Annotated in this window: 16 protein-coding genes; 10 read left to right on the top strand and 6 right to left on the bottom strand. The window is 70.2% G+C overall.

All coding sequences use genetic code 11. From position 1 onward, the window contains the following. The 4 genes from Psi02_RS22165 to Psi02_RS22180 are packed head-to-tail and all read right to left on the bottom strand — an operon-like array spanning position 1 to position 3705. A complete protein-coding gene (locus Psi02_RS22165; RefSeq protein ID WP_203977094.1) occupies positions 1-354 on the bottom strand; it encodes a non-heme iron oxygenase ferredoxin subunit in 354 nt (117 codons plus the stop codon). After that, positions 351-1472, bottom strand: a complete 1122-nt coding sequence (sufD, locus tag Psi02_RS22170) for a Fe-S cluster assembly protein SufD (protein WP_203977096.1) — start codon at positions 1470-1472, stop codon at positions 351-353. Before sufD ends, Psi02_RS22165 begins: the two co-directional genes overlap by 4 nt. Further along, the gene (sufB, locus tag Psi02_RS22175) at positions 1472-2884 is read right to left on the bottom strand and encodes a Fe-S cluster assembly protein SufB (RefSeq protein ID WP_203955976.1); all 1413 of its coding nucleotides are present in this window, start codon (positions 2882-2884) and stop codon (positions 1472-1474) included. The genes sufD and sufB overlap by 1 nt, the downstream gene beginning before the upstream one ends. After that, entirely contained in the window at positions 2881-3705 is an 825-nt protein-coding gene (locus tag Psi02_RS22180) for a helix-turn-helix transcriptional regulator (protein WP_203977098.1), read from the bottom strand. The genes sufB and Psi02_RS22180 overlap by 4 nt, the downstream gene beginning before the upstream one ends. Positions 3706-4111: 406 nt before the next feature. Here Psi02_RS22180 and Psi02_RS22185 point away from each other — a divergent pair, with 406 nt between their 5' ends. The 5 genes from Psi02_RS22185 to Psi02_RS22205 all read left to right on the top strand — a co-directional run bounded on the left by Psi02_RS22185 (position 4112) and on the right by Psi02_RS22205 (position 9100). Then, a complete protein-coding gene (locus tag Psi02_RS22185) occupies positions 4112-5044 on the top strand; it encodes an ABC transporter ATP-binding protein (RefSeq protein ID WP_203977100.1) in 933 nt (310 codons plus the stop codon). Positions 5045-5297: 253 nt separating this feature from the next. Continuing rightward, positions 5298-6062 carry an ABC transporter permease gene (locus Psi02_RS22190; protein WP_203977102.1) on the top strand — a complete coding sequence of 255 codons (765 nt, stop codon included), beginning with the start codon at positions 5298-5300 and terminating at the stop codon, positions 6060-6062. 321 nt (positions 6063-6383) lie between these two features. Beyond that, on the top strand, positions 6384-7289 hold the full coding sequence (locus Psi02_RS22195; RefSeq protein WP_203977104.1) for an EamA family transporter: 906 nt from the start codon (positions 6384-6386) through the stop codon (positions 7287-7289). 97 nt (positions 7290-7386) lie between these two features. After that, a complete protein-coding gene (locus Psi02_RS22200; protein ID WP_373317654.1) occupies positions 7387-8391 on the top strand; it encodes a COX15/CtaA family protein in 1005 nt (334 codons plus the stop codon). Between the two features lie 10 nt (positions 8392-8401). Next, positions 8402-9100 carry a SanA/YdcF family protein gene (locus tag Psi02_RS22205; RefSeq protein WP_203977108.1) on the top strand — a complete coding sequence of 233 codons (699 nt, stop codon included), beginning with the start codon at positions 8402-8404 and terminating at the stop codon, positions 9098-9100. A gap of 23 nt (positions 9101-9123) precedes the next feature. Here the strand turns inward: Psi02_RS22205 and Psi02_RS22210 are convergent, their stop codons facing one another. Next, positions 9124-10476 (bottom strand): PrsW family intramembrane metalloprotease, encoded by a 1353-nt coding sequence (locus Psi02_RS22210; protein ID WP_203977110.1) that lies wholly within the window; start codon positions 10474-10476, stop codon positions 9124-9126. A gap of 202 nt (positions 10477-10678) precedes the next feature. On the opposite strand from Psi02_RS22210, the gene Psi02_RS22215 reads away from it, so the two are divergent. Further along, entirely contained in the window at positions 10679-12241 is a 1563-nt protein-coding gene (locus Psi02_RS22215; protein WP_203977111.1) for a N,N-dimethylformamidase beta subunit family domain-containing protein, read from the top strand. Between the two features lie 18 nt (positions 12242-12259). Here Psi02_RS22215 and Psi02_RS22220 read toward each other — a convergent pair whose 3' ends face one another. Further along, positions 12260-13222, bottom strand: coding sequence for a heme o synthase (locus Psi02_RS22220; RefSeq protein ID WP_373317655.1), 963 nt, complete (start codon positions 13220-13222; stop codon positions 12260-12262). A gap of 236 nt (positions 13223-13458) precedes the next feature. Here Psi02_RS22220 and tkt point away from each other — a divergent pair, with 236 nt between their 5' ends. Genes tkt through zwf form a run of 4 tightly spaced genes read left to right on the top strand, consistent with a single transcriptional unit; the run spans position 13459 to position 20063 of the window. Beyond that, entirely contained in the window at positions 13459-15603 is a 2145-nt protein-coding gene (tkt, locus tag Psi02_RS22225; RefSeq protein WP_203977113.1) for a transketolase, read from the top strand. A 10-nt stretch (positions 15604-15613) separates the two neighbouring features. Then, the gene (tal, locus tag Psi02_RS22230) at positions 15614-16717 is read left to right on the top strand and encodes a transaldolase (RefSeq protein ID WP_203977115.1); all 1104 of its coding nucleotides are present in this window, start codon (positions 15614-15616) and stop codon (positions 16715-16717) included. Between the two features lie 6 nt (positions 16718-16723). Further along, positions 16724-18349: a phosphoglucose isomerase-related protein gene (locus Psi02_RS22235; RefSeq protein ID WP_203977117.1), complete on the top strand. Its 1626-nt coding sequence runs from the start codon at positions 16724-16726 to the stop codon at positions 18347-18349. Positions 18350-18395: 46 nt separating this feature from the next. Then, entirely contained in the window at positions 18396-20063 is a 1668-nt protein-coding gene (zwf, locus tag Psi02_RS22240) for a glucose-6-phosphate dehydrogenase (protein ID WP_203977119.1), read from the top strand. Positions 20064-20081: the final 18 nt, after the last annotated feature.

Genomic DNA, 20081 nt, shown 5'->3' on the forward strand with positions numbered 1-20081 from the left:
TTACTCCTTCGAGAGCGAGACGTACACGTCGTCGCCTTCGATCTTGACTCGGTAGACGTTCACGGGCTTGGTGGCCGGAGGGCCGGTGGGCTTTCCGGTCCGCAGGTCGAAGCAGGAGCCGTGCAGCCAGCATTCGAGGGTGTGGTCGTAGACCTCTCCCTCGCTGAGCTTGACCTCGGCGTGCGAGCAGACGTCGTGCAGGGCGAAGACCTCGTCACCGGTGCGCGCGAGCGCGACCGGGACCCCGTCGACCTCCACGCCGATGGCACCCTCGTCGGGGATGTCGCCGGCCTGGCAGACCTTCTCCCAGCGCTCGCCGTAAACGGCGTCGGCGTCTGCTCGTGCGCCGGTCATCGCGCCAGCTCCGCCTCGACGGCGGCGAGGACGCGCTCGCGGATCTCCTCGACCTCGATCTTCTCGAGAAGCTGGGCGAAGAATCCGTGGATGACCAGGCGGCGCGCCTCATCGAACGGGATGCCCCGCGCCTGCAGGTAGAAGACCTGCTCGTCGTCGAGGCGGCCGGAGGCCGACGCGTGGCCGGCGCCGGCGACCTCGCCGGTGAGGATCTCCAGGTTGGGCACCGAGTCGGCGCGGGCGCCGTCGGTGAGGATGAGGTTCCGGTTGAGCTCGTAGGTGTCGGTGCCCTCGGCCTCCGCCCGGATGATCACGTCGCCGATCCAGACCGCGTGGGCGTCCTCGCCCTGCAGCGCGCCCTTGTAGGTCACGTTGCTGCGGCAGTTCGGCACCGTGTGCTCCACGAGGAGGCGGTGCTCGAGGTGCTGCCCGGCGTCCACGAAGTAGAGACCGGTCAGGTCGGCGTCGCCGCCGGGAGCGGTGTACGACACCGAGGGCGACAGCCGTACGACGTCGCCTCCGAGGGTCACCACGAACGACCGGAACGTCGCGTCCTTGGCGAGCTGGGCGTGGTGGTGCGAGACGTGGACGGCGTCGTCGTCCCAGTCCTGCAGGCTGACGACCTTCAGCGTCGCGCCGTCGCCGACGACGAACTCGACGTTGTCGGCGTACACCGCGCTGCCACCGTGATCGAGGACCACGACGGCCTCCGCCATGGCCTCCACCTTCACCACGATGTGGCCGTACGCCGCGCCGTCGCCGGAGCCGCGGAGGGTGATCACCGACGGCCGCGAGGCCACGGCCTCGCGCGGGACGGTGAGGACCGTCGCCTTCTCGAACGACGCGTACGCCTGCGCGCTGATCCGGTCGGCGGGCACGTACGCCTTGCCGATCCGGGCGTCGTCGCGCCCCACGGTCTCGACGGTCACCTCGGGGGCGGCGTCGACGGTGACGTCGACGGTGCCCGAGGCGGCCGCCGTGCCGTTGTGCAGGCCCTTGAGGCGGGAGAGCGGGGTGAACCGCCACTCCTCCTCACGGCCGGTCGGCACGTCGAAGTCGGCCACGTTGTACGACGAACGCTCGTGCAGCGTCGACAGCGGCTTCGTTTCGAGACCCATCAGCCGACGGCTCCTTCCATCTGCAGCTCGATGAGGCGGTTCAGCTCGAGCGCGTACTCCATCGGGAGCTCGCGGGCGATCGGCTCGACGAACCCGCGGACGATCATCGCCATCGCCTCGTCCTCGTTCATGCCGCGGCTCATCAGGTAGAACAGCTGGTCCTCCGACACCTTCGAGACCGTGGCCTCGTGGCCCATCGACACGTCGTCCTCACGGACGTCGACGTACGGGTAGGTGTCGGACCGGCTGATCTGGTCGACGAGCAGGGCGTCGCACTTGACGGTCGACGCCGATCCGGCCGCGCCCTCCTCGATCTGCACGAGACCGCGGTAGGACGTCCGGCCGCCGCCGCGCGCGACGGACTTGGAGATGATCGTCGAGGAGGTCTTGGGCGCGAGGTGCACCATCTTGGCGCCCGCGTCCTGGTGCTGGCCCTCACCGGCGAAGGCGACCGACAAGGTCTCGCCCTTGGCGTGCTCGCCCATGAGGTAGACCGCCGGGTACTTCATCGTGACCTTGGAGCCGATGTTGCCGTCGATCCACTCCATGGTCGCGCCCTCGTACGCCACGGCGCGCTTGGTGACCAGGTTGTAGACGTTGTTCGACCAGTTCTGGATGGTCGTGTAACGGCAGCGGGCGCCCTTCTTCACGATGATCTCGACGACCGCCGAGTGCAGCGAGTCGGACGAGTAGATCGGCGCGGTGCAGCCCTCGACGTAGTGGACGTAGGAGTTCTCGTCCACGATGATCAGGGTCCGCTCGAACTGCCCCATGTTCTCGGTGTTGATCCGGAAGTAGGCCTGGAGCGGGATCTCGACGTTCACGTTCGGCGGCACGTAGATGAACGAGCCGCCCGACCAGGTCGCGGTGTTCAGCGAGGCGAACTTGTTGTCGCCCACCGGGATGACCGAGCCGAAGTACTCCTTGAAGAGCTCCTCGTGCTCCTTGAGGCCCGTGTCGGTGTCGACGAAGATGACACCCTTCTCCTCGAGGTCCTCACGGATCTTGTGATAGACGACCTCGGACTCGTACTGCGCGGCGACTCCGGCGATCAGGCGCTGCTTCTCCGCCTCCGGGATGCCGAGCTTGTCGTAGGTGCTCTTGATGTCGGCGGGCAGCTCGTCCCAGGAAGCGGCCTGCTTCTCGGTCGAGCGCACGAAGTACTTGATGTTGTCGAAGTCGATGCCCGTGAGGTCAGAGCCCCACGTGGGCATGGGCTTCTTCCTGAACAGCCGAAGGCCCTTGAGGCGCAGGTCGAGCATCCACTCCGGCTCGTTCTTGAGCGCGGAGATGTCTCGGACGACCTCTTCAGACAGGCCACGCCGGGCCGCGGCGCCTGCCGCGTCCGAGTCGGCCCAGCCGAACTTGTAATTCCCGAGGCCTTCCAGCTCCGGGCGGTCGGTGACAGTCACCTGCCGGACTCCTTGCTCGTCGATGTGCTCGATATCTGGGTCGGCGCCTGCCGTGCGGCCAGCGCGTGGGAACTCACATGGGTGGTGCAGACCCCGTCGCCGTTCGCGATGGTGGCCAGTCGTTGCACCGGCGTGCCGAGCAGTTGCCCGAAGGCCTCCGTCTCGGCCTCGCACAGCTGGGGGAACGCGGCGGCGACGTGCGCCACCGGGCAGTGGTGCTGGCAGAGCTGTTCCCCGCCCTGCCCCGTCTTCGTGGACGACGCGGCGTAGCCCTCGGCGGACAGCGCCTCGGCCAGCACGCGGACCCGCTGGTCGGCGGGGACCTCACGCATGAGCTGCTCGAGCCTGCTGACCAGACCGGAGACCTGCGCCTGCGCGAACTCCGACACCGCCTCGTCGCCCAGCCGCTCGGCCAGGAAGCGCAGGGCGCTCCCGGCCAGGTCGTCGTAGGCGTGCACGAAGGCGCTGCGGCCGGCGTCGGTGATCGCGAACAGCTTGGCCGGCCTGCCGCGGCCCCGCTGGCCGCGCGGCCGTGCCGTACGGGAGTCGATCATGCCGTCGCCGAGCAGCGCGTCGAGGTGGCGGCGGACCGCCGCGGGCGTGAGGCCGAGCCTCTCGCCCAGGGCCGCCGCGGACACCGGACCGTGCTCCAGGATCAGCCTCGCGACCCGGGCGCGCGTGCCACGCTCGGCCGTGATCTGGGCGGACACACCGGGCCCGAGATGGACGGGGTTTCCCTGCCCCACGTCGGCCTGGGGCGCGTCGGGGGTGGAAGTATGGGGCTGCGTACGCGCTGAGGGCACCACGGAAGGCCGCGGCATGGCGGTCTCCTCGGTGTTCGTCCTCGCAGGCACGTATTTCACAACATCAGTGTGCCGTAATTCCTTCCCGGACGACAAACCAAGGGGAAGACAAGAAGAATGCAATTTCTCACGCAGGTAAGGCTTACCTAACCTGCGAAGACGTACTGTGGAGCCGTGCCGGAAAGCCCGCCCGCAGATCATCTGGCGGGGCGGTACGCGATGACGATGGGGCGGATGTTCACCGGTGGCACCTCAGCCTTCGGCCGGGTTTCGGCCGCGGGACGGCCATCCCCCGGCCGGACCGACCGTCTTGCTCCCTAGACTCGATGGGAATCGGCAGGCCGGTTCGAATCGACGACCAGTGAGGGCGGACCGGTTCCCGGACGGCCCCGATGGTTCATCTCGCTGAGGGGAGGCCCGTGACGTGCGGGCGGGTGGCAGCGCCTCGGGCGCCGGAGCAGCCGTCGAGATCAGTGGGCTGATCAAGCGGTACGGGCGGACGACCGCCGTGGACGGCCTGACCATGACCTGCGGACGCGGCGAGGTGACGGCGATCCTGGGCCCCAACGGGGCGGGGAAGACCTCCACCATTGAGATCTGCGAGGGCTACCGCCGTCTCGACGCGGGAACCGTTCGGGTCCTGGGACTCGATCCGGCCGACGCCTCTCTCCGGCCACGTCTCGGCGTGATGCCGCAGGCGGGGGGCGTCCCCCCTGCCGCGCGTGCCGGCGAATGGCTTCGCGTGGTGTCCCGTTTCTACGCCCATCCTCTCGATCCCGGGGCGCTCCTCGATCTTCTGGGCCTCACCGAGCACGCGCGCACGCCGTACCGGCGGCTCTCAGGCGGGCAACAACAGCGGCTCTCGCTCGCGGCGGCCGTCATCGGGCGGCCGGAGCTGGTCTTCCTCGACGAGCCGACGGCCGGACTCGACCCTCAGGCGCGGCACGCCTGCTGGGACGTGGTGACGGGGCTTCGCGACGCGGGCGTCTCCGTGGTGCTGACCACCCATCACATGGACGAGGCGGAGAAGCTCTCCGACCACGTGGTGGTCATCGACCACGGGCGGGTCGTCGCCGAGGGGAGCCCTGAGACGCTGACCGGCGCCGAGCGCCAGCTCCGCTTCCGCGCGCGTCCCGGCCTCAACCTCGACGAGCTGCTCAGCGCGCTGCCGCCCGGCAGCGCGGCCAAGGAGTCGCCCGCGGGCCACTACATCATCGAGGGCCAGGTCGGCCCGCAGCTGCTGGCGACGGTCACCGCCTGGTGCGCCACAGAGGGCGTCACCGCCGAGGACCTGAGCATCGAACGCCGCACGCTGGAGGACGTCTTCCTCGAGCTGACCGGCAGGGAGCTGCGATGACCGGTCCCGGCCTCTCCCGCCGCGTACGCCTTCGGCTGACGGAGCGGCCGCATGAGCCGGCGGCGCGGACTGACGAGCCGCCGGTACGGCCGGATGACCCGCGGAGCCGGCGGATGAGCCGGCGGTACGGCCAGACGACTGGCGGAGGCCCCGAGGACCTGCGGAGGGGCCGGATGCGCCGAGTACGGCCGGACGACCGGCGGAGTGGCCCGATGAGCCGGCGGAGTGACCTGATGACTGGTGGGACGACCTGATGACGACGCTCGACTTCAGCCCACGGCCCGGAGCGGCGCCGCTGCCCCGGATGGTCCTCGCTCAGGCGGGCGCCGAGGCCCGGGCCATGCTCCGCAACGGCGAGCAGCTGCTGCTCACGATGATCATCCCCATCCTGCTTCTGGTGGGGTTCTCCCAGGCGGCGCTGATCGACGTCAGCGGGTCGCGGATCGGCTTCGTCACCCCCGGGATCCTGGCGCTCGCCGTGATGTCCACCGCGTTCACCGGGCAGGCCATCGCGACCGGCTTCGAGCGGCGGTACGGCGTGCTGAAGCGGCTCGGAGCGACTCCCCTGTCCAGGACGGGGCTGCTGCTGGCCAAGACCTGCGCGGTCATCGCGGTCGAGATCGTGCAGGTCGTGGTGATCGGGGCCGTCGCCCTGGCTCTGGGATGGTCGCCTCAGGGTGACCCGCTGTGGGTGGTGCTGCTGGTCCTGCTCGGGACGGCGGCCTTCAGCGGGCTCGGCCTGCTCATGGCGGGGACGCTGCGGGCCGAGGCCACGCTGGCGGGGGCGAACCTGGTGTACCTCCTGCTGCTCGGGCTCGGGGGCGTCGTGTTCCCGCTGACCAAGTTCCCTGACAGCGTCCGGCCGGTGCTGGAACTGCTCCCGATCACGGCTCTCACGGACGGCATGCGCTCGGTGCTGGAGAACGGCGCGGGTTTCCCCACGGGACCTGTGATCGTGCTTGCCTGCTGGACCGTGGCCGGCCTGGGGCTGGCGGCCCGTACGTTCCGCTGGGAATAACCACTCCCGCGCATGATCACGCCGGGTTTCCGCCCAGGTCGGGGCACGTTTCCCCGAACCCGTGCATGATCACGCATGCCGTACGCGCAGGTCGGGCCTGCTGCGACCGAACGTGTGCATGATCACGCTGGGGATGCGTGCAGGTCAGGGCGCGTCTTTCCGAACCTGTGCATGATCACGCCCAGGGCTGGTGCATGATCACGCCCGGGGGTGGTGGATGATCATGGCTGGGTGGGGCGGGGTGCCGGATCGGTGGTCTGGCATAGTGCTGGTTGTCCAGTTTTGGGCGGTAGATCGTTCCTGGCTCCGGGAGTTGCCCGCATGACCGCTGATTCCCTGTCCGGGGGCGCTGAGCCGTACAGGATGCGGGCGGGCAACGCGCTGCGAGCGGCGTCCGACGCGATCCCGCCGCCCGGGCTCGTCCTCCTGGCGATCCTTTCCGTCCAGGTCGGGGCCGGACTGGCCAAGAACCTGTTCGCCCAGCTTCCCCCCTCCGCGGTGGTGTTCCTCCGGATCGCCACCGGCGCGATCATCCTCGTCGCCGTGGTCCGGCCCAAGGTGCGCGGGCTGACACGACGCGACCTCACGGTCGGCATCGGCTTCGGCATCAGCCTCGGTCTGATGAACCTCTCGTTCTACGAGGCGCTGGCGCGCCTGCCCATCGGGATCGCGGTGGCCATCGAGTTCATCGGGCCCCTCACCCTCGCCGTGGTCTCCTCCCGCCGCCGGCTCGACCTGATCTGGGTGGTCCTGGCCGCCGCGGGTGTGATCCTGCTCGCCCCCTGGAGCCAGGGAGACGGGGCGAACTGGGCCGGAATCGGCTTCGGCGCGCTCGCGGGCGTGTTCTGGGCCGCCTACATCGTGCTGTCCGCCGCGACCGGCGCCCGGTTCCCCGGCGCCAGCGGGCTCTCCTTCGCCATGATCGTGTCCACGATCCTCGTCACGCCCGTCGGCGTCGTCTCGGGCGGCAGCGGCCTGCTCGATCCCGAGATCCTTCTCATCGGCGCGGGCGTCGGACTGCTGTCGTCGGTCATCCCCTACTCGCTGGAACTCGAGGCGCTCCGGCGGATGCCCAAGCAGGTCTTCGGGATCCTGATGAGCCTGGAGCCCGCCGTCGCCGCACTGGTCGGGCTCTTCGTCCTCGGCGAGGTGCTCCAGTTGCACGAGTGGGCCGCCATCGGCTGCGTCGTCGTGGCGTCCATCGGCGCCACCCGGATCCGGTCCTGACTCGCTGGCGTAACACGAAAGCGATTCAGATCACCTTGCTATAGGAGGATCAGGGTCGAAGGGGACACCACCCCTGCCTCCGCCTACGATGATTGCCGTGACCCGCCTAGTTGACCGGCTTCGCCCCCATGCGATCGCCTTCTATCGCTCGTTCTGGTTCTCCACCCCCGCCACGATGCGGTTGTGGGCCCTGGCGGCGGTCGTGGTCAACGCGGGCATCACCGTCACGGGCGCCGCCGTACGGCTGACCGGATCCGGCCTCGGCTGCCCCACCTGGCCGCGGTGCACCCCGGACAGCTTCGTCCCGGCTCCGCATGACTCGCACTCCCCGGTCAACATGGCCATCGAGTTCGGCAACCGCCTGCTCACCTTCCTGGTCCTGGCCGTCGCGGTCGCCTGCCTGATCGCCGCCGTACGGCTCGCGCGGGCCGGCCACGGGGAGGGCCGCCGCGTCCTGGTACGGCTGGCCGCGCTCCAGCCGATCGGGGTCGTCGCGCAGGCGCTGTGGGGCGGCCTGGTGGTCCGCACCCTGCTCAACCCGGTGACGGTCAGCGTGCACTTCCTCCTGTCGGTCGGCATGATCGCCGCGGCCTTCACCTTGTACGCGCGGTCCGGGGAGGGCGACGCCCCGCCCCATCGGCTGGTCCACCGGGACATCAGGACGCTGGGCTTCTTCCTCACCGCCGCGGTCTTCGTCCTGATCATCGTGGGCGTCGTGGTCACGGGCACCGGACCGCACTCCGGCGACCAGGCGGCCTCGCGGTTCGGCTTCGACATCGAGAGCGTGGTGCGGCTGCACACCGACGTCGTCTGGATCGTGGTCGGGCTGACCTTCGCGCTGCTGTTCGCGCTCCACGTGACCGACTCGCCCGGCCGGGCGAGACGCGGGGCGCTGGTGCTGCTCGGCGTGGAACTGGCCCAGGGCGTGATCGGCTACGTGCAGTACTTCCTCGCCGTCCCCGCCTTCATCGTGGGCCTGCACGTTCTCGGCGCGACCCTGGTGTGGATCGCGACCCTGCGGGTGGTGTTCCTGATGCGATCACGCGGTGCGCTGGGCGCGCCCGCACCCGACCGGGCCCTCCCCCACACCGCCAACGCCTGATCCGCCGCGCATGATCCGCCTGCCGCGCCCCCCGTGGTCACGCGCGACACAGCGAACGGCCTTCCAGATCCTCGTCCTGCTGAGCGTGCTCCCCCTGGTGCCGATCACCTGGGCCTGGCTGGAGAGCGCGCCCCATCGGGTGGTCGCGCGGCCTGACACGGACTGGATCGACTCGGTGCCCGTGATGCCCGCGGCGCTCGTGCTCGGCGCGGGCATCGGCGGCGACCGGCCCACGCCGATGCTCCGGACCCGGCTGGATCTGGCGGCCCGGCTCTACCAGGCCGGCAAGATCAGGGCGATCCTCGTGTCAGGCGACAACAGCCGGGCCGGGTACGACGAGCCGACCGTGATGCGCGATTACCTCATCGGCCATGGAATACCGGTCACGAAGATCGCCCTCGACTATGCCGGTTTCGACACCTGGGACTCCTGCGTCCGGGCCAACAAGATCTTCGGTGCGACCCGCCTCATCGTGGTGACACAGGAGTTCCATCTCCCCCGGGCCGTGGCGCTGTGCCGTACGGCGGGGCTGGAGACGTTCGGCGTGGGCGACGACTCGAGCCACGACTGGCCGGTGGAGACGGCCGTGTACGCCGCCAGGGAGATCCCCGCGGCGGCCAAGGCGCTGCTGAACAGCGTGGTCCTGAACTCCTCCCCGCAGTTCCTCGGTCCCCGCGAGACCACCCTGGACGACGCGCTCGCGGGCTGACCGCGTCAAGGGATCCACGGAGGCTATCCGGCGCCGGCGGAGGAGCCCGGCGGGTAGCCGCCGGGGTCGTATCCGGGCGGACCCGAGGGGTGACCGCCCGGCCCGTAACCGGGAGGGCCGTATCCCTGCCCGGGACCACCGGGCGGGAAGCCGCCTGGTCCGTAGCCGGGGATCCGCGGCGGGTGGCCTGAATTGGGGGCCCCGGGCGCGTACCCGGGCGGCGGCACCCCCTTCGCCGCGCGGGCCTGGTGCCGTTCGGGCATCGGGAAGGACAGGCGGGCGTAGGCCATCAGGTCGGCGAGCGAGCGCTGGGTGCCCCGGAAGGACTCCTCGCCGACGCCGCCGCGGGCGGCGCGCTCGTGGAGCAGGCCGAGCTCGGTGGCGGCGAGCTGGTAGTCGCTCATGGCCCGGGCGCCGGCCTTGCCGCCGAGTGCCTTGGCCCAGGTGCGGGCGTGCCTGCGGCGCCGCAGCGACGACAACATGTAGATGTCGGCCTGGTTGACCAGGCCGTTGCGCTCGTACGGCGGCAGGTAGTGGTGGATCAGGCCGACGATGCGCTTCCTGTCCCTGACGATCACCGTGATCTCGATCACCAGGATGACCATGAGGATCAGGTACGCGATCGCGAGCCCGCCGAAACCGCCGAAGGAGGCGAAGCCGTTCCAGATGCCGTGCAGGGCCATGGCCCCGATCCAGCCCGCGATGATCATGATGGTCGCGGGCGCTCCCCTGCGGTTGGCCGCGTACGCCACCGAGATGCCGATCAGGGACGTGAACAGGGGATGCGCGAACGGGGAGAGCACCCCGCGCAGCACCACGGTGGCGGCGAGCCCCTCGGGGCCGTTCTGGTCCAGCGCGGCGAGGTAGTAGCTGACGTTCTCCGACATCGCGAAGCCGAGGCCGACCATGCTCGCGTAGATGATGCCGTCGGTCGGCCCGTCCAGTTCCTGCCGCCGGAACCGCAGCAGCCCCAGCAGCACCAGGCCTTTCAGCGTCTCCTCGACCGGCGGCGCGCCGAACGTGGCGACCAGGTTCCGCGCGCTGGTCGGGTCCCCGAGCGTCCGCTCTAAAGCGAGCAGGTTGAGCGAGTTGAGGATGCCGGCGAGCAGGACGGCGATCCCCGCCCCCCACGCGAACGCGAAGATCAGAGTGGTGCGCGGTTCCGGCTCCATCCGGTCGAGGGCGAGCACGCCCGCGAGCAGCAGCGGGACGGGCGCGACGGCCAGCCCGAGCGCGAGGGTGAACTGGACCGGATCGCCGTTCAGGATGTCGAAGGAGAACGACACCAGGGCACAGATCCCCGCGATGACCAGGCCGATGATCAGGCCTGCCGACGGGCGGTCCTTCAGCACCGCGCGGGGATCAAGGCTCGCCATTCCGCGACTGTAACCGAACACGCACGTCCTGTCCCCTCCGGCCCCCGGCAGACCGCCGCACCGGCCGAGCCCGCGGGCCTTCGGACCGGAAAGCCAGGCCTTTCCACGAAACAGGCGGGCACCAGACCTCACGCACGGCCTCCATCGCGGGGGCCCGCGATATTTTCGCCAGCGCGATGTCGGCTTCGAGCAGGTGAGGATGATGGACGAGCCATCTCAGGACGGCCTGGGCCGGCGCCGTTTCCTTCGCGTGGCCGGCGCCGCGGCCGTCGCGGGATCCATCGGCGGGTGCGCGGGATCGCGGGAGCCCGCCGCCCTCACGCCGCCCCCGGCCGGCCCGCCTCCGCTTCTCTCGCCGCCTCCTGTGCCTCTCTCGCCGCCGCCCCTGCCCGAGCGGCTCCTTCCCGGGGACCCCGGCTGGCGCCTGACCTCGTACGGCCTCGCGGGCGCCGTCGACGGCTATTGCGACAAGGTCAGCGTGCTCCCCGGCGAGCCGGTCGGCCTGCATGTGTCGACCGTCACCGACGGCTTCCGCGTCACGGCCTACCGCATGGGCTGGTACGGCGGCGCCCTCGCACGGAAGATCTGGAGTTCCGGATGGGTTCGCGGGCGGGCCCACACTCCCGCCGGGCTGGACCCGGCCACCCGGACCGTCACCACCGGATGGCCGCGGTCGGCCACGGTGCCCACGGACGGCTGGCCCGAGGGCGCCTACCTGCTCCGCCTCGACGCCGCCGGAGGGTCCCAGCGATACGTCCCGCTGGTCGTCCGATCGGCGAGCACCGCCGGGAAGACCGTGCTGGTCCATGCCGCCGCCACCTGGCAGGCCTACAACGCCTGGGGCGGCTACAGCCTCTATCTCGGTGCGGGCGGCGGATACGACACCCGTTCGCTGGCCGTCAGCTTCGACCGGCCGTACGACGTCACGGGCATGGAGAAGTTCCTCATCCACGAACGCGCGGTCGTGGCACTGGCCGAGCGGCTCGGCGTGGACCTCGCGTACACCACCGGGCTCGATCTCGGCCGTGACCGGGCCCTCGACGGCGCCAGGGCGGTCTTCTTCCTGGGCCACGACGAGTACTGGACGCCTGAGGCGCGCCGTCGCGTCACCGCCGCCAGGGACGCCGGCACGAACCTCGCGTTCCTCGGGGCCAACACCTGCTACCGCCGCGTCCGCCTGGAGGGGAACGGCCGCCGGGTGGTCTGCTACAAGACCGACGCGGGCCTCGATCCCGTGTACGGCACCCGGCCTGACCTGGTGACGGCGGACTTCCGGGCCGAGCCGATGCCCGATCCCGAGTCGTCACTCGTCGGCGTCTACTACGACGGCTTCCCGGCCGACGCGCCCTATGTGGTCACCGCGCCCCATCACTGGGTCTTCGCGGGTACGGGAGTCGCGTACGGCGACTCCTTCCCCCACCTGGTGGGGGTGGAGTACGACCGGGTGAACCCGAGCGTGCCGACCCCGCGGCCGCTGGAGATCCTCGCCCACTCGCCCCTGATGTGCGGCAGGAGGCCGAGTCACGCCGACTCGGCCTATTACACGGCGCCGAGCGGGGCCGGGGTGTTCGCCTCGGGGACGATGCGGTGGGCCGAGGCGCTGATGGCCGGAACGCGCGACAGCCCGGTGGCCCACGGAATCGACGGGCGCACCCGGTGTTTCGTCACGACGGTGACGGAGAACCTGCTGCGGTCCTTCGCTCGCGGCCCCGCCGGAGAGCTCGAACCGGCCCCGAGGGACAACGTCACCGACGTGTACGGCTGAGCCGTACCGAGCGGACGGTCAGACGAAGAGCGCGTCGACCGCGACCGCGAGGAAGAGCAGTGCCAGGTAGATGTTCGACCAGTGGAAGAACCGCATCGGCCGCAGGTCGACGCCCGTCTTGCCGGCGTTGAGCCGGCCGAGCAGGCGGTAGACCTCCCACAGGCACCCGGCGCCGAGGACGAGGGCCACCGCCGGATAGATCAGGGTGGTCTTCGCCACAGGCCACAGCAGCAGCGAGCACAGCACGGTCGCCCAGGTGTAGGCGATGGTCTGCCGCACGACCTGGCGTTCGGTGGCCACGACGGGCAACATCGGGACATGGGCCGCGGCGTAGTCCTCGCGGTAACGCATGGCGAGGGTCCACGTGTGCGGGGGCGTCCAGAAGAAGACGACGCCGAACAGCACCAGGGGCGCCCAGGACAGGCCGCCGGTGATCCCGGCCCAGCCGATCAGCACCGGCATGCAGCCCGCGATGCCGCCCCACACGATGTTCTGCGACGTCCGCCGCTTGAGGATCATCGAGTAGACGAAGACGTAGAACAGGATCGCGGCCAGCGAGAGCCCCGCGGCCACCCAGTTCACCGTGAGGCCGAGGCCGAGGGTGGACAGGACGCCGAGGACGATGCCGAAGACGAGCGCCCCCTGCGGGGTGACGTCGGCCTTGGCCAGCGGCCTGCGGCGCGTGCGCCGCATGGTCTTGTCGATGTCCCTGTCGATGTAGCAGTTCAGGACGTTCGCGCTGCCCGCGGAGAGGGTGCCGAAGACCATCGTCGCCGTGGCCGTCCACAGCGGAGGAAGACCCCGCGCCGCGAGGAACATCACCGGCAGGGTCGTGATCAGGAGCAGCTCGATGATCCGGGGCTTGGTGAGCGCCACGTACGCCTTGATGACCGTCCCGAGGGTACGGGTGGTCGTGGCGGCGGCGGCCGTCTCGGCGGTTCCCGGCGGGGCCATCGTTTGCTTGTTCGTCAGCAGCGTCAAGGCGCTTCCAACACATGCGGGGTCAACGCGTAACCTCTGATTAGAGCGGATCTCCGGGCAGCACCCGGCAGTTGAGCAATCACTGTAGTCGGGGAGACCGGTGGTCCAGGAACTGGGGCCGAAAGCCCTCCCTGTCCCGCCACCCGGAGGCCTCGCTGCTCAGGTGCCTCGCGGCCGACCGAGGGGCTGCCGAACGGCAGTACAGCGGACCCACTAGGGTCCCCGTGTGGGCGGGAATGCCACAACCCAGCGCGAATAAACAAGAGGGGATCGAGCAGTTGAGCAGCGAAAGCCTTGAGTGGAGCGACCTCGATCGGCAGGCTGTCGACGTGGTGCGCGCCCTGGCCATGGACGCGGTGGAGAAGGCGGGCTCGGGCCACCCCGGCACCGCCATGAGCCTCGCTCCCGCCGCCTATCTTCTTTTCCAGCGGGTCATGCGACACGATCCGTCCGACCCCCAGTGGGCGGGCCGCGACAGGTTCGTTCTTTCCGCCGGCCACAGCAGCCTGACGCTGTACATCCAGCTTTACCTGTCGGGCTACGGCCTGACCCTGGACGACCTCAAGGGTCTGCGCCAGTGGGGCAGCCTGACCCCGGGTCACCCGGAGCACGGGCACACCGCCGGCGTGGAGACGACCACCGGCCCTCTCGGCCAGGGCTTCGGCAACGCCGTGGGCATGGCGATGGCCGCCCGCCGCGAGCGCGGTCTGTTCGACCCCGACGCGCCCGCGACCGAGTCCCCCTTCGACCACGCCATCTGGTGCATCGCCTCCGAGGGTGACATCGAGGAGGGCATCAACCACGAGGTCGCCTCGATCGCCGGCCACCAGCGGCTCGGCAACCTCGCGGTGATCTTCGACGCCAACCAGATCTCGATCGAGGACGACACCGACATCGCCCTGTCCGAGGACGTCCTCAAGCGCTACGAGGCGTACGGCTGGCACGTCCAGAACGTCGACTGGCTGAAGACCGGCGACTACAAGGAGGACGTCCCCGCGCTGTACGCGGCTCTCGAGGCCGCCCGGGCGGAGACGGGCAAGCCGTCCATCATCAGGCTGCGCACGATCATCGGCTGGCCCGCACCGAACAAGCAGAACACCGGCAAGATCCACGGTTCCGCGCTCGGCGCGGCCGAGGTCGCCGCCACCAAGCAGGTCATGGGCATGGACCCGGACAAGCACTTCGACGTGCCCGCCGAGGTGCTCGAGCACGCCCGCGCGGTCGTCGCACGGGGCCGCGACCTGCACGCCGAATGGAACAAGGGCTACGCGACCTGGCGTGAGACCAGCCCCGAGCGCGCCGAGCTGTTCGACCGGATCTCCCACCGCAAGCTGCCCGCCGGCTGGGACAAGGCGCTGCCGTCCTTCGAGGTGGGCTCCTCCGTCGCCACGCGCAAGGCGTCCGGCGAGGTCCTTAACGCGCTGGCGCCGGTCCTCCCCGAGCTCTGGGGCGGTTCCGCCGACCTGGCCGAGTCCAACAACACCACGATGAAGGGCGAGCCCTCCTTCATCCCCTCGGACCGGCAGACCAAGGAGTTCCCCGGCAACCCCTACGGCCGCACCCTGCACTTCGGCATCCGCGAGCACGGGATGGGCTCCATCCTCAACGGCATCGCGCTGCACAACGGCACGCGCCCCTACGGCGGCACGTTCCTGGTCTTCAGCGACTACATGCGCCCGGCCGTACGGCTGGCCGCGCTGATGAAGCTGCCGGTGACCTACGTCTGGACGCACGACTCGATCGGTCTCGGCGAGGACGGCCCGACCCACCAGCCCATCGAGCACCTGTGGGCGCTGCGCGCGATCCCCGGCCTCGACGTGGTGCGCCCGGCGGACGCCAACGAGACCGCCGCGGCGTGGAAGGTGATCCTGGAGCACGACGACCGCCCCGCGGCCCTCGCGCTCACCCGGCAGAACCTCCCGGTCTACGAGGGCACCAGCGACCCGGAGAAGGTCGCCCGCGGCGGGTACGTCCTCCAGGACGCCTCCAACGGGCAGCCGGAGGTCGTGCTCATCGGCACCGGCAGCGAGGTCGAGATCGCCGTCGACGCCCGCGGGATCCTCGAATCCCAGGGCATCGCGACGCGCGTGGTCTCGATGCCGTGCGTGGAGTGGTTCCAGGCGCAGGACGACGCCTACAAGCAGACCGTCCTGCCTCCGGCGGTCCGGGCAAGGGCCGCCGTGGAAGCGGGAATCTCACTGGGCTGGCGCGAGTTCGTCGGTGATGCGGGGGAAGTGCTCAGTCTGGAGCACTTCGGCGCCTCGGCGCCGTACAAGACGATCTACGAGCAGTTCGGCCTGACCGCCGAACGACTGGTGGCCGCCGCCAAGGCCAGCCTGGCCAAGACCGGGGCTGACAAGGGCGAGACGACCGGAAACTGAGGAACAGACCATGACCGAGAACCTGAAGCGGCTCGTCGACGCCGGCGTCTCCATCTGGCTTGACGACATCAGCCGGGAGCGGCTGCGCAGCGGCAACCTCGCCGCCCTGATCCGCGACAAGGCCGTGACGGGCGTCACGTCCAACCCCACGATCTTCGCCGGCGCGCTGAGCAAGGGCGACGCCTACAACGTCCAGCTCCGCGACCTCGCCCTGCGCGGCGTGTCCGTCGACGAAGCCGTGCGTGCGATCACCACCTTCGACATCCGCTGGGCCGCCGACGTGCTGAAGCCGGTCTACGACGCCACCAACGGCGTGGACGGCCGCGTCTCCATCGAGGTCGACCCGCGCCTGGCGCGCAAGACCGAGCCGACGATCGCCGAGGCCCGGGCCCTGTGGTGGATGGTCGACCGCCCCAACGTCCACATCAAGATCCCCGCGACGGTCGAGGGACTGCCCGCCATCACGCAGGCCCTGTCGGAGGGCATCAGCGTCAACGTCACGCTGATCTTCTCCCTCGAGCGGTACCGCGGAGTCATGGACGCCTGGCTGACCGGCCTGGAGAAGGCCAAGGCCAACGGGCACAACCTCGCCGGCATCGAGTCGGTGGCGTCGTTCTTCGTCAGCCGTGTCGACACCGAGATCGACGCCCGGCTGGACAAGCTCGGCACGCCGGAGGCGCTCGCGCTGAAGGGCCAGGCGGGCGTCGCCAACGCCCGGCTCGCGTTCGCCGCCTTCGAGGAGGTCATGAGCTCGCCGCGCTGGCAGGCCCTGCGCGCCGCCGGCGCCCGTCCGCAGCGTCCGCTGTGGGCCTCGACCGGCGTCAAGAACCCGGACTACCCCGACACCCTCTACGTCGACCAGCTCGTGACCGCGGGGATCGTCAACACGATGCCCGAGAAGACGCTGGACTCGGCGGCCGACCACGGCAAGATCTCCGGCGACACCATCCGTCCGTTCTACCAGCAGGCCTGGAACGTGATGGCCGCGCTCAAGGACACCGGGATCGACTACGACGACGTCGTCCGCGTGCTCGAGGACGAGGGCGTCCAGAAGTTCGAGACCTCCTGGAACGAGCTCCTCGAGACGGTCGACTCCGAGCTCCGGAAGGCCTGAGCACGCATGTCCATCGATGTTGGCGTCGGCCACGAGGCCGACGCCGTACAGGCGGTCAGGGAGATCCTGGCCGCCGAGGGGGTGCCCGCGGCGCTCGCCGCGGGCGATCCCTCGCTGTGGGGGGCGCCCAGCCAGGCGGAGGCGAGGATCCGGCTCGGCTGGCTGAACCTCCCCCTGACCAGCAGGGAACTGCTCCCTGAGATCGTGAATCTGGTCGAGCGTGCCCAGGCGCAGGGTCTCGACCACGTGGTCCTCGCGGGCATGGGCGGTTCCTCGCTGGCCCCCGAGGTCATCTGCGCGACCGACGACGTGCCGCTGACGGTCCTCGACACGACCGACCCGCACCAGGTCCGGCGGGCGCTGGACGACCGGCTCGAGCGGACGCTCCTGGTGGTCTCCAGCAAGAGCGGCGGCACGATCGAGACCGACAGTCACCGGAGGATCTACGAGAAGGCCTTCAGAGACGCCGGGATCGACCCCGCGGACCGGATCATCGTCGTCACCGACCCCGGCTCACCGCTGGAGCAGACGGCCATCGAGTCCGGGTACCAGGTCATCCTGGCCGACCCGAACGTCGGAGGCCGCTACAGCGCTCTGAGCGCGTTCGGGCTGGTGCCCAGCGCGCTGGCGGGGGCCGACGTGCGGAAACTGCTCGACGACGCCGCTGGGGTGCGTGGCCTGCTCTCGCAGCCGGAGGGCAACCCGGGCCTCGACCTCGGCGCCCTGCTCGGCGCGCAGTATCAGGCGGGCCGCGACAAGCTGATCCTGCTCGACACCCTTTCCGAGATCAACGGGTTGCCCGACTGGATCGAGCAGCTGATCGCCGAGTCGACCGGCAAGCAGGGCAAGGGCATCCTCCCCGTGGCCGGCGCCGAGGCGGCCGAGGACCACGACCAGTACACCCTGAACATCGGCCGCGACGGGGAGCGGACCGTCGACGGGCCGCTGGGCGCGCAGTTCCTCGTGTGGGAGTACGCCACGGCCGTCGCCGGCCGCGTTCTGGGCATCGACCCCTTCGACCAGCCCAACGTGGCCGAGTCGAAGGAGAACACCACCGCGATCCTCTCCGAGGCGGGGGACGGGCCGCTGCAGACCGGAACGCCGATCCTCACGGACGGCCCGGTCGAGGTCTACGGAGACCTGCCGGGGCACCCGAAGGACCTGGCCGACGTGCTGAGGTGGGCGCTGAAGGCCGTGCCCGATCGCGGATATCTCGCGATCATGGCGTACCTGGACCGGGAGGCGGCGTTCGACGCGGCCACGGTCGGGGACGCCTCGTTCGAGGAGATGACCGAGCAGTGGGCGAGTGCCGACATCGCCACGCTCCGCGCGCTGCTCGATTACCGTACGGATCGTCCGGTCACGTTCGGCTGGGGACCGCGTTTCCTCCACTCGACCGGCCAGTTCCACAAGGGCGGGCCCGCCGTGGGCGCGTTCCTTCAGATCACGGGGGCGATCACGGACGACATCGAGGTCCCGGACAAGCCGTACACCCTGGGCAGGCTGCAGCTCGCCCAGGCGCTCGGCGACCTCCGCGCGCTGACCTCCCGGGGCCGGCCCGCCGTACGTCTCCACCTGACCGACCGGGTCGCCGGCGTCAGGCACCTTCTCTCGGTGGCAGAGGAGCTCTGACCATGCGATGCGTAATTGGCGAAGGAATCGCCAGGGAGGTGGCTCCATGACCGAGCCGACAGGGCCGGCGGAGACCGCCGAGCCGGAGGTATCCGTGACACCGCAGGCCCCCACGACCATTCCCGCCGCGCCGGTCGAGCCTTCGACCGCGATCGCGGCGCAGGTGGCGACGGTCGCCACGACCGAGGAGACGATCGCCGTCAATCCCCTGCGCGACCCCCGCGACAAGCGGCTCCCCCGCGTGGCCGGCCCGCACGTGCTCGTGCTGTTCGGCGTGACCGGCGACCTCGCGAAGCGCAAGCTGCTCCCCGCGATCTACGACCTGGGCAACCGGGGGCTGCTGCCGCCCGGGTTCTCCCTGGTGGGCTTCGCCCGCCGTGACTGGGCGCACGAGGACTTCGCGCAGGTCACCTACGAGGCGGTCAAGGAGCACGCGCGGACGCCGTTCCGCGAGGAGGTCTGGAAGCAGATCCGCGAGGGCATCCACTTCTGCCCGGGCGAGTTCGACGACGACGGCGCCTTCGACGTCTTGTCGATGATGCTCAAGGAGATCGACCAGACGCGGGGAACGGGCGGCAACTACGCCTTCTACCTCTCGGTGCCCCCGAAGTTCTTCCCCACGGTGATCGAGCAGCTCAAGCGGACCGACCTCGCCAAGGCCCCCGAGGGGTCGTGGCGGCGCGTGGTCATCGAGAAGCCGTTCGGCCACGACCTGCAGAGCGCCCGCGAGCTGAACGCGATCACCAACGCGGTCTTCCCCGAGGAGTCGGTCTTCCGGATCGACCACTACCTGGGCAAGGAGACCGTCCAGAACATCCTGGCGCTCCGGTTCGCCAACACGCTCTACGAGCCGATCTGGAACCGCGGTTACGTCGACCACATCCAGATCACGATGGCCGAGGACATCGGCATCGGCGGCCGCGCGGGCTACTACGACGGCATCGGCGCGGCCAGGGACGTGATCCAGAACCACCTGCTCCAGTTGCTCGCGCTGGTCGCGATGGAGGATCCGATCTCCTTCGACGCCGACGCGCTGCGCCGGGAGAAGGAGAAGGTGCTGCGCGCCGTCCAGCTTCCCGCCGACCTCGGCTCCGGCACCGCCCGCGGCCAGTACGCGGCGGGCTGGCAGGGCGGCGAGCCCGTCGTCGGCTACCTCGAGGAAGACGGCATCCCGCCGGAGTCGATCACCGAGACCTACGCGGCGATGCGGCTGGAGGTGGCCAACCGCCGCTGGGCGGGCGTGCCGTTCTATCTGCGCACGGGCAAGCGGCTCAGCCGCCGCATGACCGAGGTCGCCATCGTGTTCGAGCGTGCGCCGCACCTGCCGTTCAGCAAGGACGACACCGAGATCCTCGGGCAGAACGCCCTGGTCATCCGGGTCCAGCCGGACGAGGGCATCACCGTGCGGTTCGGGTCCAAGGTGCCGGGCACCGCGATGGAGGTCAGGGACGTCAGCATGGACTTCGCCTACGGCGAGTCCTTCATGGAGTCCTCCCCCGAGGCGTACGAACGCCTGCTCCTCGACGTCATGATCGGCGACCCGCCGCTCTTCCCGCACCAGCGGGAGGTCGAGCTCTCTTGGATGATCATGGATCCGGTCGAGAAGTACTGGGCGGAGCACGGCCAGCCCGAGGGGTACGCCTCCGGCGGCTGGGGCCCCGCCTCGGCCGACGCCATGCTGGCCAGGGACGGCCGCGCCTGGAGGCGGATGTGACCCGGACGACGGCCGGCC

Origin of the sequence: Planotetraspora silvatica (assembly GCF_016863315.1) — a bacterium.
Lineage (GTDB): Bacteria > Actinomycetota > Actinomycetes > Streptosporangiales > Streptosporangiaceae > Planotetraspora > Planotetraspora silvatica.